Consider the following 14404-nt stretch of genomic DNA (forward strand, 5'->3'; position numbering starts at 1 on the left):
CCGGACGGGCCGGGCGTGCGAGGCGCAGGGGACGAGGTAGCCGTGGGCACAGCAGTCGACGATGCCGCCGCCGCCGAGTTCCATGAGTTCTTCGAGGCGCATTACGCGGAACTGGCCCGCCTCGCCCATCTGCTGACCGGCGAGGCCGATGCCGCCGACGACCTCGCGGCCGACGCCCTGCTGGCGCTCTGGCACCGCTGGGACCGGGTCCGCGAGGCCGGGCACCCGGTGGCGTACGCGCGGGGCGTGGTCGCCAACCTGGCCAGGACACGCATCCGCAGCGCGGTCCGCGAGCGCCGCCGGATCGCCCTGTTCTGGGCGCCGCGCGGCGGCGGGGACGACGGGGCGGCCGAGGGGCCCGACGTACCGGCGGTGGTGGACGTGCAGGAGGCGCTGCGGCGGCTGCCGTTCCGCAAGCGGGCCTGTGTGGTGCTGCGGCACGCCTTCGACCTCTCGGAGCGGGACACCTCGCTGGTGCTGGGGATCTCGGTGGGTACGGTGAAGAGCCAGACCTCGCGCGCCGTCGCGGAACTGCAGCGGCTGCTGGGGCCGGAGACGCCCGCCGCACGGGTCCGGGTGGCCGTCGCGGCGCAGCGCAGCGGAGGAGACCGGTGAAGGACGAGGAGCTGTCCGGGCGGTTGCGGGAAGCCGCCGGGGCCCACCGCCCCGACCGGGCCCGGATGCTGGCCCGGATCGAGCGCGGGATGGCGGGCGGCGCCCAGGCGCCCCGGTCCGTGCGCCCGCCGCGCGCGGTGCGTCCGTGGCTGCGGGTGGCCGGGGCGACGGCGGCGGTCTGCGGGGTGCTGGCGGCCGGCGCGTTCGCGGTCACCTCGGCGGGCGACGACGACCGGGCGCGCGGCGGGCAGGTGGCATCGGCGCCCTCGCCCGCCGCGAGCACCCCGGCCGCCCGGGACGAGCTGCGGCCCGAGGACGGACCGCTGTGGACCGGCGGTGTGGTCGACCCGCACTCCAACGCGTACTGGGCGCAGAGCAACGTCACGCTGCGGACGACCGAGCCGCTGTCCGCGCTCACCGTGGAGCTGCGGGTCGCCCTGACGGGCGGGGTGAACAGCACCGGCTCCTGGCGCTCCCTGCCCGAGCCGGACTTCACCGTGTCGGTGAACGAGAGCGGCGGCTATCTGGTCTACCGGTGGACGCTGCGCGCCGGGCGGACCGTCCCGGCCGGCACGCACACGTTCGCCGGGCAGTACAACCACGCGGAGGGCGACCGGGACGCCACCGGCGACTACGTGACCGCGCACGCGGTCCGCGCCTCGGGCGGGAAGGCGTCGGTGGGCGACCACTTCCGGCGTCCGCGCTGACCGGCCGCGCTACGGCCGCCAGTCGCCGAACCACGCGGCCGGGGTGTGCTCCCGCGCCTCGGCCCGGGAGAGCTGCGGCCGGTTGGCCGGGACGGTGACGCGCGCGCCGGGGCCCGTGTTGCGGTACTCCGCGAACCGCTGGTCCTGCCACGGGAAGCCGGCCGACATGGTGCCGTACGGCTCGTCCGTGTCGATGCCCGCGCCGAGGTGGCTGTCGCGCACGGTCAGCATGGGGTGCGCGGTCGGGTCCGACGACGGCACCCAGGGGCGGGCGAGCTTGAAGTACCCGTCGGGGGCCGTGCTGGTGACGCGGGAGCGCAGGACCAGGAAGCCGTACGGGTCGGCCCCGGCGGTACTGGGCGCGAAGACGAAGCCGTGGGGCGGCCCGGCCAGGTCGGTGCGGGCCAGGGTGCGGAAGTGGCAGCGGTCCAGGACGGCGGAGGCCCGTCCGAAGACGAAGTCGACGTCCCCCTCCACGTAGCAGTCGCGGTAGTACTGCCGGGCGAAGACGGTGAGCGACGGGGAGTCCGCGTACAGCGTGTCCTGGTGGCCCAGGAAGCGGCAGCCGGTGAACGACGAGCGGTCGCCGGTCACCTTGATGGCGACGGCCTGGGTGCCGGTGTAGTCCGGGTGGTCGGCGCGCAGCCAGTCGTTGGCGAAGGTCAGATGGCGGGCGGTGAGCCCGGCGGGCCGGGCGGTGACGGTGGCGGACCCGCTGGTGCCGTAGGTGCCCGAGCCGTCGGGGCGCGGGGTGCCGTTGGCGTTGTCGTACACGATCACCGTGTCGCGCGGGTCGCCGCTCGCGCCGACGAGGGTGAGGCCGGTCCGGTCGGCCGGGATGTCGACGGTCTCCCGGTAGGTGCCGGGGGCGATGACCAGGGTGCGTCCGGTGCCGGTGGCGGCGTCCACGGCGGCCTGGACGGTGGTGTGGTCGCCCCGGCCCCGCGCGTCGACGTACAGGGTCGCGCGGTCGAGGCGGTGGGCGGGTGAGCCGTAGCGGCCGAAGGGGCGCCCGTGCGCGAGGGCGGGCGTGGCGGTGGAGAGGGCGAGTGCGGTGGTGGAGCCGGCGAGGAGGGCCAGGGCGGTACGGCGGGTGGGCATGGGTCTCCTTTGCGGGGGCGGCCTCCGCCGGCGCCGCGCGGGCGCCGGCGGAGGAAGGGGGCGGCTGTCAGGCGCCGGGCAGACGGCCCGCGCCCGCGCCGAGGCCCACGACGAGCGGCACCAGCAGCGGGTGGTCGATCCGGTTGCGCAGGGTCGGGGTCCAGCCGGCGCCCGTGGTCAGCTGCTCCTCGGGGACGCCCGCGTTGTGGACGGCGATCAGGTCGGTGCGGCGGCCGTTGACCCAGTTGTCGGCGGCCGTGAGCGAGGACTCGGACCACTTCTTGAGGATCTTCGCCTTGTCGAACTCGCCGCTGAGCGTGAACGCGTTGTGCTCCGCGACGAGGTGGGACTCGGCGCCGATCCCGTACGAGTAGCCGTAGACGCTGCCCTTCGTGGCGACGAAGTGGTTGTTGTAGGAGTCGACCTGGCCGAAGCGGACGCGGGGCGCGCGCTCGTTGACGTCCTTGAACAGGTTGTGGTGCAGGGTGACGCGGAGCTTGCCCCGGTCGGTGGCCCCGGCCTTGTCGCTGTTGCCGAGGAGCATCGTCTTGTCGTGGTCCTTGAGGACGTTCCACGAGGCGGTGACCAGGTCGGCGCCCTTGACGATGTCGAAGAGCCCGTCGTGCTGCTGGTACAGCTCGTTGAAGTACCGGGGCTGGTCGGCGTCGGGGCGGTCCCCGTCGCTGAAGGTGTTGTGGTCGACCCAGACGTGGTCGGAACCGTAGACGACGAGGTTGTCGTACTCGGAGTTCCAGTGGCCCGTGTCGCCGTCGGTCGGGTCCCACTGGGGGAAGCAGTCGTAGGTGTCCTCGAAGCTGATGTTGCGGACGATGACGTTGGAGACGTTCTGGATCTGGATCGAGGCGCCGATGACCGTGGCGTCCCTGCCGACGCCGATCAGCGTGGTGTTGGAGGGCACGTAGACGTTGACGGCGGCCTTCTGCAGCTTGGCGGAGGCGAGCCGGGCGTCCTCCATCGGCCCGGCGGGGACCTCCTCGCGGCCCCAGGTCCCGGGGTCGTAGGCGGCGAGGTACTTGTCCAGGGTGTAGCCGTCCGTCTGGTACGCCTCGCAGCCGATCGGGTTGCCCTCGGCGTCGGCGTTGCCGTGGACGGTCCCGGCGATCCGGACGATCTTCGGCGCGTCGCCCGCGTCCTCGAAGGCGGCGATGAGTTCGGCGCGGTTGTGGACGGTGTAGACGTGGTCGGGCGTCGCGGCGGCACCGCCGGTGGTGGAGCCCTCGGCGGAGGCCCAGCCGTCGCCCTTCGCGAGGACGGCGCGCTCGGCGCCCCCCTTGCCGTGCGGGTGCGGGGCCGCCTGCGCGGGGACGCTCAGGGCGAGGGCCAGCGAGGCGCAGCCCATCGCGACGGCGATGGCGCGGGCGCGGTTCCTGCGAGCAGAAGTGTATGCGGACATGACAAATCCTCGGTTCTCGTGCGGGACCTGTGAGGGAGGGAAGGGGTGGCGCGGGCGTCAGGAGGCCGGCGGCCAGCTGATCCACGTCTCGGGCACGTCTGCGCCGAGCCGGCGCAGTTCTCGCGGGACGAGCACGCGCGCGTCGAGCAGGGCGCGAGCCGTCATCCGGGCGACCTCGACGGCGCCGGCGGGCCGGAAGTGGGTGTTGTCCTGCCGCCCGTCGGGGTAGTTGGGGGACTCGCCGGGCTCCAGCCAGTTGAAGTACGCCTCGGTGCCGTCGGGCCCGAGTTCCTGCCAGCGGGCGAGGGTGCGGGCCTGCAGGTCGAGCAGGGGGACCCGCTCCTCGGCGGCCAGGGCGCGCATGGCGGCCGGGTAGTCGCCGTGGGTGGGCTTGGCGGTGCCGTCGGCGGCGAACCTGCGACGCTCGACCGGGGTGATCAGCACGGGCCGGGCGCGCCGGGCACGGGCCTCGGCGATGTAGACGCGCAGGCAGTCCTGATAGGTGGTGTACGGATCGGTGCCGCGCGCCGGATCCTCGGTCTTCTCGTCGTTGTGCCCGAACTGGATCAGCAGGAGGTCGCCCGGGCGGACCCCCGGCAGCAGGGCGGCGAGCAGTCCCTCGTCGATGAAGCTCTTGGAACTGCGTCCGTTCATGGCGTGGTTGGCCACGGTGAGCCCTTGCCCGAGGAAGAACGGCAGGGCCATGCCCCAGCCGGTCTCGGGGGCGGCGTCGGCGTACTTCTGCGCGGCGGTCGAGTCGCCCGCGATGTGCACGGTGCGGGTGCGGCGGGCGGCGCCGTGCGCCGTCGCCGGGGTGGCGGCGAGCGCCAGGGGCAGCGCGGCGAGGGCGGCCGCGGTCTGCCTGCGGGTCAGTGACACGGTGGAACTGCCTCTCTCGTGGGTGGGTACGCAGAAGGGCAGGGGCTGCGGGGCGGGGCGGGCCGCCTGACGGAGGTCCCGCCACCGGCCCCGCGCCGGCGGGAGCGGGGTCAGCCCTTGCTCCGCTCCTTCCACTCCTTCTGGGCCGCGTTCAGCTCGTCGGCCATCTTGTCCAGGAACGCCTTGGCCGTGACCTTGCCGAGCAGCAGCTTCTGGAACTCCGGCTCGTTGTCGGCCTTGCTGATGTTGTTCCAGTCGGGCAGGTAGTACGGCAGCTGGACGATCTTGGTGGAGCCGTCGGTGAGGGCCTTCGCGGCCAGCTCGGTCGGCGCGGCCTCGCTGATCCACGGGTCCTTGGCGGCCTCGGTGTTGGCCGGGATGGCGCCCGCGGACTCGTTCCACTTGCTGTTCGACTCGTGGGACGCGGCGAACTCGATGAACTTCCAGGCGGCCGTCTTGTTCTTGCTCGCCTTGAACAGGCCGAGGCCGTCGACCGGGTTGGAGACCTGGACGCGGGTGCCGCCGTCGCCGACCGGGTTGGGTATGCCGGCGAACTTGTCCTTGCCGAGTGCCTTCAGGTGGTCCTGGTAGGAGCCGAGGTTGTGGCTCAGCATGCCGATGGTGCCGGTGTCGAACTGGGCGACCATCTTGGTGAAGTCGTTGTTGACGTCGGCGGACGGCGTCGTCTTCTTGTAGAGGGCGACGTACTTCTGCAGCGCCGCCACGTTCTTCGGGTCGTTGAGGGTGGTCTTGTCGCCGTTCCAGAACTCCGTGATGCCGGACTGCCCGTACGCCGCGTCGACGGCCTGGGCGATCGAGCCGGCGCCGCCGCGGATGGTGTAGCCGAACTTGTTGTGCTTGGCGTCGGTCAGCTTCTCGGCCGCCTCGTAGAACTTCGCCCAGGTGGTGGGCGCGTCGAGCCCCGCCGCCTTGAAGAGGTCGGTGCGGTACCACAGCGCGCCGTTGTTCGCGGAGGTCGGCACGGTGTACATCTCGTCGCCCCGGCCGGCCGCGTCCTTGACGCTCTCGACCATGCCCTCGACGAGCTTGCCGTTGAGGGAGGAGTCCTTGATGCGGTCGCCCAGCGGTTCCAGGGCCTCCTGCGAGACGATGTTGGCCAGGTAGGCGGTGCCGACGCCGCCGACGTCCGGCACTCCGCCGCCCGCGATGGCCGTGTCGTACTTGGACTGCACGTCGGCGATCGGGATCGGCACGTACTTGACCTTGATGTCCGGGTTCTTCTTCTCGAAGTCCTGGATGATCTCCTTCCAGACGGCGGTGCGCGGACCGCCGTTGTTGTCCCAGAAGGTGATCTCGCCCTTGCCGCTGCCCTCGTTGCCGCTGTCGCTGCCGTCGTCGCCGCACGCGGTCGCCGTCAGGGCGAGCACCGCCGCGAGGGAGACGGCGGCCGCGGCGCGCCCCCGCTGCGTCTTCGAGATGTTCATGATCGGCTCTTCTCTCTCGGTTCTCTCGGGTCTCTCGGGTCGTACGCGTGCATGGGGGGTTGTGCGCCGGACGGTGGTCCGGTTACGCGGTTACGTGGAAGCCGGTGAAGCGGGCGGTCCCGGTCGGGCCCGTCCCGGGCGGCGCGGTGGCGAACAGTCCGAGCAGCGCGCCGACCCAGCGCCACGGGGTGGCGGCGAAGACCTGCCCGGAGGGCTGGAACCCGGCCCCGTCCCCGGTGTCGGCGAGGAAGCGGCACCGGGCGCCGGGCGCCACCTCGATCCGCAGCCGCGCCGTGCCGGAGGGCGCGGGCCTGGCGTGCCCCGCGTCGCGCTCGGCGGTGGCGGTCGTCTCGGCGAACCGGTGCACCAGCCGCACCCCGCCCTCCGCCTGCCGTTCGAGGCCGATCCAGGAGTAGGCGTCCCCGAGCACGGCGAACCCCGCCCTCGCTCCTGGCGCCTCGCTGTCCAGGGCCAGTCCGACCTCGGCGGTGAACGTCTCGGCGGGCAGCCGCTGGACCAGTACGTGGGGCAGGAGCCGCAGGTCGTGCGTGTCCTGGGCCGGTACGCAGCTCAGCCGCAGCCCGTCCCCGGCGTGCTCGACGGTCCAGCCGGGGCGCGGGTTCGCCGTCCACTGCCACTGCCTGCCGTACCGGCCGCCCGGGAAGCCGTCGTCGCAGGCCGGGGCCTCGACGGGCTGGGCGGGCAGCGCGGGCTTGCGGTGCGTGGCGACGGGTTCGCCGGCGTCACCGATGACCGGCCAGCCGTCACCGTCCCAGCGCATCGGCTGGAGGTGCACCACGCGGCCGTACGCCCCGCACTCCTGGAAGTGCAGGAACCAGTCCTCACCGGACGGGGTGGTCACCCAGCCGCCCTGGTGCGGGCCGTTGACGCCGGTCCGGCCCTGGGCGAGGACGACGCGCTCCTCGTAGGGACCGAAGAAGTCGCGGGAGCGGAAGGCGCCCTGCCAGCCCGTCGCGACGCCGCCCGCCGGGGCGAGGATCCAGAACTCGCCGCCGCGCCGGTAGAGCTTGGGGCCCTCCAGGGTGAACCAGCCGGGCAGCGTGTCGGCGTCGATCAGGGTCTTGCCGCCGTCCAGCAGTTCCCGCCCGTCGGGGCTCATCCGGTGTCCGGTGAGCCGGTTCTTGATCCCGGAGCGGGACTTGGCCCAGGCGTGCACGAGGTACGCCTCGCCGGTCTCCTCGTCCCACAGCGGGCACGGGTCGATCAGCCCCCGGCCCGCCTTCACCAGGTGCGGCGCGGTCCACGGGCCCCGGATGTCCTCGGCGCTGATCTGCTGGATGCCGTGGTCGGGGTCGCCCCAGAAGATCCAGAACCGTCCGGCGTGGTGCCGCAGCGAGGGCGCCCACACCCCGCAGTCGTGGCGGGGCACCGCGAATTCGGCGGCGGGCTCCAGGCGGTCCAGGGCGTGCCCGGTCAGCGTCCAGTTGACGAGGTCGCGGGAGTGCAGCAGCGGCAGCCCGGGGGCGCGGCCGAAGCTGGAGGCGGTGAGGTAGAAGTCGTCGCCGACGCGGATGACGTCGGGGTCCGACCAGTCGGCGTTCAGGACCGGGTTGCGGTAGGTGCCGTCGACGAGGTCGGCGGTCCAGGGACGGATGCCGTTCACGCGGTCACCGCCCGGCGGACGAGGTCGGCGGCGCCCGCCCGGTCGAGGCGGCCGTCCGCGACGACGGTGACGATCCGGCGCACGACGGTGGCGCCGGCGGGGACGGGCAGCCGTACGGCGGCGGCGAGGGAGGAGCCGACGCCCGGGTACTCGGCGGTGCGCACGAACCACGGGTCGCGGCGGGTCTCCTCGGTGGCCCCGGCGAAGACCAGGGACCAGCCGTCGCCGCAGAGCGCGACCCAGTCGGCGGCCCTGCCGTGCACCGCCTCCTCGCCGTCCGCCGTCGGGCCGAACACGGCGGGCGCGGCCGCCTCCTTGGGGGCGCGCCAGAAGAACCCGCCGTAGCCGGCGCCGGGGCGGCCGTTGGTGGCGGGGCTGCCGATCGACAGGTCGCCGGGGCCGGGGTTGGTGAGCGAGAAGGAGAAGTCCAGCGCCCAGGCGGTGTCCGAGAGGGCGACGGCGGCCACCGTGCGGTGCTCGCGCAGCAGTTCGCCGCCGTCGGCCTCCCAGCCGAGCTCCTCCACGAAGCCGTCCGGGTCGCACAGCTTCCAGCCGAGGTGGCGCTGGATGCCGTGGTTGTCGAGCGCGGTGGGCCCCTGGCCCCGGACGAAGGTGCGCCCGCCCCAGAAGTTGTGCCCGGAGACGTCCGGGACGGCGACGGAGGCGCCGAGGTGGTGGATGTGGTCGGCCGGGCGCTCCTCGGTGACGGGGGTGCCGGCGAGGGTGGTGACCGGGTGGAGGTAGGGGCGTCCCGCGTCGGCGGGGAGGTAGGTGTAGCGGCCGACGGGGCGGCCGGCGCAGCTGAGCAGTGCGGTGGTCGTCATGAGGAGGTCACCTCGCTGAGCGCCCAGGGGGCGCCGAGTTCCGAGAAGAGCGCGAGGGTCTCGGCACCGGACGCGACCAGGGCGTCGATGCCGCGCACCACCCGGCGGGTGGCGCCGGTGCCTGGGACGGGGGCGGTGTGCCAGGCACCGGACGGCAGGGGGCGGGGTTCGGGCGCGGTCCGTACCGCCTCCACGACCTCCATGAACGCGCCGGTGCGCTCCGGCGGTACGAGGAGCGGGGTGCCCTCCGTCAGGTGGGCGACCAGGTTCTCCAGGAGGTCGGTGCGCCCGTGCACGGTTTCCAGCGGGCCGTGTCCGGCGCGCTGGACGAGGACTCGGTCCTGCTTGTACCAGAAGGTGATGCGGCCGCGGTCGCCGTGGACGATGACGTACGGCTCCCCCGCCTGTTCGGCGCAGAGGGTGACGGCGGCGGTGACGGGTGGTCCGGACGCGGTGGTGACGCGTACGCAGGAGGTGTCGTCGGCCTCGATGTCGTGGGTGCGGAAGAGTTCGGTGTCGATGGAGGTGACGTCCTCGGCGGTGGTGCCGGCGAGTTCGAGGGCGGTGGCGACGGCGTGGGCGAGCGGGTTGGTGAGGACGCCGTCGACCACGTCGGTGTCGCCGATGCGGCGCCGCCCGGCCCAGGGCGCACGCCGGTAGTAGGCGTCGTCGCGGACCCAGGCGCCTGCCGCCGCGTAGCCCCGGACGGTGCCGATGGCGCCGGTGGCGACGAGTTCCCGGATGGCGGGGACGGCGTGCGAGCCGAAGGACTGGAAGCCGACCTGGCAGGCGATGCCCGCGTCGCGCACCCCGGCGAGGATGCGGTCGAAGTCGGCGCGGGTGGCGGCGGGCGGTTTCTCCAGGAGGAGGTGCACGCCGCGCCCGGCGGCGGTCAGGGCGAGGGCGGTGTGGGTCTGGATGGGGGTGCAGATGACGGCGGCGCGGGCCCCGGTGGAGTCCAGGAGGGCGCCGAAGTCGGCGGACTGCTCGGGGGGTTCGTCCGCGAAGGCGTCGAGCTCGGTGGCGTCGAGCGGGGTGAGCTCGCAGATGCCGGCGAGGCGGACGAGGCCCTGGTGCTGGAGGCGGCGGAGGTTGGCGAGGTGCCAGCGGCCGTGGCCCCGGGCGCCCGCGAGGACGATCGGCACGGGGGTGGCGGTGGGGGGCAGCGAGGTCATGTCCGTCACCCCTTCACGGCGCCGGCGCTGAAGCCGGTGATCAGCCACTTCTGGATGAAGGCGAAGACGATCACCACGGGCACCGCGGCGATCACCCCGCCCGCGGCGAGTGCGCCCAGGTCGACGCTGTCCGCGCCGATGAGGGTGTTCAGGCCGACCGGGATCGTCTGCTTGTCCTGCTCGCTGAGGAACATCAGGGCGAACAGGAAGTGGTTCCAGCTGTGCACGAAGGCGAACGAGCCGACGGCGATGAGCCCGGGGCGCAGCAGCGGCAGCACGACCGCGCAGAAGGCCCGGAAGCGCGAGCAGCCGTCCACCCAGGCGGCCTCCTCCAGGGAAGGCGGCACGTTCTTGATGAATCCGCTGATCAGGATGATGGAGAGCGGCAGCTGGAAGACCGTCTCGGCGATGACCACGCTCCCCAGGGAGTTGATCATCTGGAGGTTCTTGAAGATCTCGAAGAGCGGGACGAGCATCAGCGCGCCGGGGATGAACTGCGAGCAGAGCAGCGCCAGCATGAAGCCGTTCTTGATCTTGAAGTCGAACCGGGCGAGGGCGTAGCCGCCGGCCAGCGCGACGAGGGTCGTGGCGACCAGCGTGCAGACGCCGACGATCATGCTGTTCTGGAAGAAGACGGCGAAGCTGCGTTCGTTCCAGACCTTGGAGAAGTGCTCCCCGGTCATCGGCCACGGCACCAGCGAGGTGGAGCCCGCGGGCCGTACGGCGAAGAGGAACATCCAGTAGAACGGGACCAGCGTGAAGACCAGGTAGATGCCCAGGGGCACGTAGATCTGCCAGCGCGGTACGTCGTCGAAGGCGCGTTCGCGGCCGGGCCTGCGGCGGGGTGTGGCGGGCGGCGGGCCCTCGGGGGTGGCCGGCCGTGCGGCGTGGGTGCCGTTCTTCTCGGCGAGGGCGGCAGTCACTTGTGGTCGCCTCCGAACTTGCTCAGGCGCAGATAGACGATCGAGCAGAAGAGGAGGATCACGAAGGCGACGGTGGTGAGCGCGGAGGCGTAGCCGAAGTCGTGGCCCTCGATGCCGGTGTTGGCGACGTAGAGCGGCAGGGTGGTGGTCTCGCCGGCCGGTCCGCCGCCGGTGAGCGTGTAGAGCAGGTCGACGTTGTTGAACTCCCAGACCCCGCGCAGCAGCGTGGACAGGATGATCGCGTCCCGCAGATGGGGCAGGGTGATGTGGAAGAACTGCCGCATCCGTCCGGCGCCGTCCACGGAGGCCGCCTCGTACAGCTCCTTGGAGACGGACTGGAGGTCGGCGAGGATGAGGATGGCGAAGAAGGGGACGCCGCGCCAGAGTTCGGCGACGGTCGCGGCCCAGAAGACGGTGCCGGTGTCGGAGAGCACCGAGGTGCCGTACTCACCGATGCCGGCGTCCGCGAGGTAGCGGCTGAAGCCGGTCGAGGAGTTGTAGAGCAGGATCCAGATGGTGCTGGTCAGCACCCCGGAGACGGCCCACGGCGAGAAGACCATGGCGCGGGAGATGCCCCGGCCGATGAAGGTCTGGTTGACGATCAGGGCCAGCGCGAGCCCCAGCGTGAGCTGGAGCGCGACCTGGACGACGACCCACTGGGCGCTGAAGCCGAGCGTCGTCCAGAACTGGTCGTCCTCGGTGAAGATCCGGGTGAAGTTGTCGAAGCCCGCGAAGCCGTTCCGCCACGGCTTGGTGACGTTGTAGTTCTGCAGGCTGTAGTAGAAGACGCTGACCACCGGGTAGGCGATGAAGCCGAGCATCAGCAGCCCCGCGGGGGCGATCAGCAGATACGGCAGCCTGCGGGGGCTCGCGGAGCGGCGCCTGGGCACCTTGGGCGGTGTGGCCGCGGCGGAGGCTTGGGCCATGACACGTCTCCGTTCTCTCTGTACGGGGGTGCGGGTGGTGCGGTGTTACGCGGCGGAGCCGGTGGTGCGTGTAGTGCGCAAGCGCTTCCCGCATGGCGTTCGGTATCTCGAACAAGGGGGCGCCGGAATCCCTGAGGGGCCGTTCAGCCGGCGTACGGGTCGGGCACTTCTCCCGGCCGGGCCAGGAAGGCGAAGTCGCAGCCGGTGTCGGCCTGGGTGATCTGGTCCTGGTAGAGCGCCTGGTAGCCGCGCTCGTACCGGGCGGGCGGCGGGGTCCACTCGGCGCGGCGGCGGGCCAGTTCCTCGTCGGACACGTCGAGGTTCAGCAGCCGGGCCTCGACGTCCAGGGTGACCAGGTCACCGGTGCGGACGAGGGCGAGGGGCCCGCCGACGTAGGACTCGGGCGCGATGTGCAGCACGCACGCCCCGTAACTGGTGCCGCTCATCCGGGCGTCGGAGAGCCTGACCATGTCCCGGACACCCTGCTTGAGCAGGTAGTCGGGGATCGGCAGCATGCCGTACTCGGGCATCCCGGGACCGCCCTTGGGGCCCGCGTTGCGCAGGACCAGGACGTGGTCGGGGGTCAGCGCGAGCGCCGGGTCGTTGATGGTGCGCTGCATCTCCCTGTAGTCGTCGAAGACGACCGCGGGCCCGGTGTGGCGCAGCAAGTGCGGTTCGGCGGCGATGTGCTTGATGACGGCGCCGTCCGGGCAGAGGTTGCCGCGCAGCACCGCCACTCCGCCCTCGTCGGCGAGCGGGTTGGAGCGCTCCCGTATGACGTCGTCGTTGTGCACGAGCGCCCCGTCGAGCTGTTCGCGCAGGGTGTCGTGGGCGACGGTGGGCCGGTCCAGGTGGAGGACGTCGGCGATCCGGGCCAGGAAGCCGGGGAGCCCGCCGGCGAAGTGGAAGTCCTCCATCAGGTACGTGCCGCCGGGGCGCAGGTTGGCCAGGACCGGGACCGTGCGGGCGATGCGGTCGAAGTCGTCCAGGGTGAGCTTGATGCCGGAGCGGCCGGCCATCGCGATGAGGTGGATGACCGCGTTGGTGGACCCGCCGAGCGCGAGGACGGTCGCGACGGCGTCCTCGTACGCCTCCGCCGTGAGGATCTGCGACAGCTTCCGCTGCTGCCACACCAGTTCGACGATGCGCAGCCCGGACGCGGCGGCCATCCGGTCGTGGCCGGAGTCGACGGCGGGGATCGAGGAGGCGCCGGGGACGGTGACGCCGAGCGCCTCGGCGGCGGCGGTCAGGGTGGACGCGGTGCCCATGGTCATGCAGTGGCCGGGCGAGCGGGCGAGGCCGTTCTCCAGCTCGCCCATCTCGCAGTCACCGATGAGCCCGGCGCGCTTGTCGTCCCAGTACTTCCACATGTCGGTGCCGGACCCCAGGACCTCGTTGCGCCAGTGCCCCGGCAGCATCGGCCCGGCCGGTACGAAGACGGCCGGCAGGTCCACGGACGCGGCGCCCATCAGCAGGGCCGGGGTCGACTTGTCGCAGCCGCCGAGCAGCACCGCCCCGTCGACCGGGTAGGAGCGCAGCAGCTCCTCGGTCTCCATCGCCAGCATGTTGCGGTAGAGCATCGGGGTCGGCTTCTGGAAGGTCTCCGAGAGCGTGGAGACCGGGAACTCCAGCGGGAAGCCGCCCGCCTGCCAGACCCCGCGCTTCACGGCCTGCGCCCGGTCGCGCAGGTGGACGTGGCAGGGGTTGATGTCCGACCAGGTGTTGAGGATCGCGACGACCGGCTTGCCCAGGTGCTCCTCGGGGAGGTACCCGAGCTGGCGGGTGCGGGCGCGGTGGCTGAACGAGCGGAGCCCGTCGGTGCCGTACCACTGGTGGCTGCGCAGTTCCTCGGGGGCGATGCGGGCGGTCATATGGACCACCCGGCGATCTGGTCGGCGACCTCGGCGCGCTGCGCCTCGGGCAGCACCCGGCTGGGCGGGCGCACCGAGCGGTCGCACAGCCCGAGCGCGGCCAGGGCCTCCTTGACGACGGTGACGTTGTTGGCGGACTGCCGGTCGGCGCGCAGTTCCTCGAAGCGGCGGATCTGCTCCCAGACCTTCATGGCCGCCGGGTGGTCGCCGGCCCGCAGCGCCTCCAGCATGGCCAGCGAGACGCCGGGCGCCACGTTGACCAGCCCGGAGGTGAAGCCGGTGGCACCGGCCGAGAAGTAGGCCGGTGCGTACAGCTCGGCGAGGCCGGCGACCCAGACGAAGCGGTCCAGGCCGGCGTCGCGGGCGAAGGCGGCGAAGCGGGCGGCGTCCGGCACCGCGTACTTGACGCCGATGACGTTGGGGCAGCTGTCGGCCAGCACGGCCAGGCAGGCGCCGTCGAGGTGCGGGTTGCGGATGTACGGGACGACCCCGAGCCCGGGGACGGCCTCCGCGATGGCCCGGTGGTAGTCGATCCAGCCGTCCTGCGAGACGTAGGGGTGGACGGGCTGGTGGACCATCACCATCTCGGCCCCGGCGTCCCTGGCGTGCTCGGCGGCGGCGACGGCGGTCGGCACGTCGTGTCCGACGCCGACCAGGACCGTGGCACGGCCGCCGGCCTCGTCGACGGTCAGTTCGGTGACGGTGCGCCGCTCCTCGGGGGTGAGCGCGTAGAACTCCCCGGTGTTGCCGTTCGGGGTGACGATGCGCACGCCGCCGTCGAGCAGTCTCCGCAGCAGGGCGCGGTGCGCCGTCGTGTCGATGGTCCCGTCCCCGGCGAACGGGGTGACCGGGATCGCCACGACATCTGCGAGGGCCGCCTTCAGCGGTGTGAGGTCCATG

Annotated in this window: 13 protein-coding genes; 2 read left to right on the top strand and 11 right to left on the bottom strand. The window is 72.7% G+C overall.

The window, feature by feature from the left end:
• Positions 1-42: 42 nt before the first annotated feature.
• Positions 43-615, top strand: coding sequence for a SigE family RNA polymerase sigma factor (locus tag ACN6LM_RS11490; RefSeq protein ID WP_445065222.1), 573 nt, complete (start codon positions 43-45; stop codon positions 613-615).
• Positions 612-1322, top strand: a complete 711-nt coding sequence (locus tag ACN6LM_RS11495) for a hypothetical protein (RefSeq protein WP_445065223.1) — start codon at positions 612-614, stop codon at positions 1320-1322. The genes ACN6LM_RS11490 and ACN6LM_RS11495 overlap by 4 nt, the downstream gene beginning before the upstream one ends.
• 9 nt (positions 1323-1331) lie before the next feature.
• On the opposite strand, the gene ACN6LM_RS11500 is transcribed toward ACN6LM_RS11495, so the two are convergent.
• From ACN6LM_RS11500 to ACN6LM_RS11550, 11 genes are all read right to left on the bottom strand, one after another.
• On the bottom strand, positions 1332-2423 hold the full coding sequence (locus tag ACN6LM_RS11500; RefSeq protein WP_445065224.1) for a pectinesterase family protein: 1092 nt from the start codon (positions 2421-2423) through the stop codon (positions 1332-1334).
• A 67-nt stretch (positions 2424-2490) separates the two neighbouring features.
• A complete protein-coding gene (locus ACN6LM_RS11505) occupies positions 2491-3837 on the bottom strand; it encodes a pectate lyase family protein (protein WP_445065225.1) in 1347 nt (448 codons plus the stop codon).
• A gap of 57 nt (positions 3838-3894) precedes the next feature.
• Positions 3895-4716, bottom strand: coding sequence for a rhamnogalacturonan acetylesterase (locus ACN6LM_RS11510; protein ID WP_445065226.1), 822 nt, complete (start codon positions 4714-4716; stop codon positions 3895-3897).
• A 110-nt stretch (positions 4717-4826) separates the two neighbouring features.
• Complete coding sequence (locus ACN6LM_RS11515) at positions 4827-6161, bottom strand: ABC transporter substrate-binding protein (protein ID WP_445065227.1); 1335 nt, start codon at positions 6159-6161, stop codon at positions 4827-4829.
• Positions 6162-6243: 82 nt separating this feature from the next.
• A complete protein-coding gene (locus ACN6LM_RS11520; RefSeq protein WP_445065228.1) occupies positions 6244-7785 on the bottom strand; it encodes a family 43 glycosylhydrolase in 1542 nt (513 codons plus the stop codon).
• The gene (locus ACN6LM_RS11525; protein ID WP_445065229.1) at positions 7782-8609 is read right to left on the bottom strand and encodes a PmoA family protein; all 828 of its coding nucleotides are present in this window, start codon (positions 8607-8609) and stop codon (positions 7782-7784) included. Before ACN6LM_RS11525 ends, ACN6LM_RS11520 begins: the two co-directional genes overlap by 4 nt.
• On the bottom strand, positions 8606-9784 hold the full coding sequence (locus tag ACN6LM_RS11530) for a Gfo/Idh/MocA family protein (protein WP_445065230.1): 1179 nt from the start codon (positions 9782-9784) through the stop codon (positions 8606-8608). The genes ACN6LM_RS11525 and ACN6LM_RS11530 overlap by 4 nt, the downstream gene beginning before the upstream one ends.
• A gap of 5 nt (positions 9785-9789) precedes the next feature.
• Positions 9790-10707 carry a carbohydrate ABC transporter permease gene (locus ACN6LM_RS11535; protein WP_361030803.1) on the bottom strand — a complete coding sequence of 306 codons (918 nt, stop codon included), beginning with the start codon at positions 10705-10707 and terminating at the stop codon, positions 9790-9792.
• A complete protein-coding gene (locus ACN6LM_RS11540) occupies positions 10704-11633 on the bottom strand; it encodes a carbohydrate ABC transporter permease (RefSeq protein ID WP_445065231.1) in 930 nt (309 codons plus the stop codon). The genes ACN6LM_RS11535 and ACN6LM_RS11540 overlap by 4 nt, the downstream gene beginning before the upstream one ends.
• A gap of 143 nt (positions 11634-11776) precedes the next feature.
• Positions 11777-13504, bottom strand: a complete 1728-nt coding sequence (gene araD, locus ACN6LM_RS11545) for an L-arabinonate dehydratase (protein ID WP_445065232.1) — start codon at positions 13502-13504, stop codon at positions 11777-11779.
• A complete protein-coding gene (locus ACN6LM_RS11550; RefSeq protein WP_445065233.1) occupies positions 13501-14403 on the bottom strand; it encodes a dihydrodipicolinate synthase family protein in 903 nt (300 codons plus the stop codon). Before ACN6LM_RS11550 ends, araD begins: the two co-directional genes overlap by 4 nt.
• Position 14404: the final 1 nt, after the last annotated feature.

This window comes from Streptomyces sp. SAS_281 (assembly GCF_052542855.1).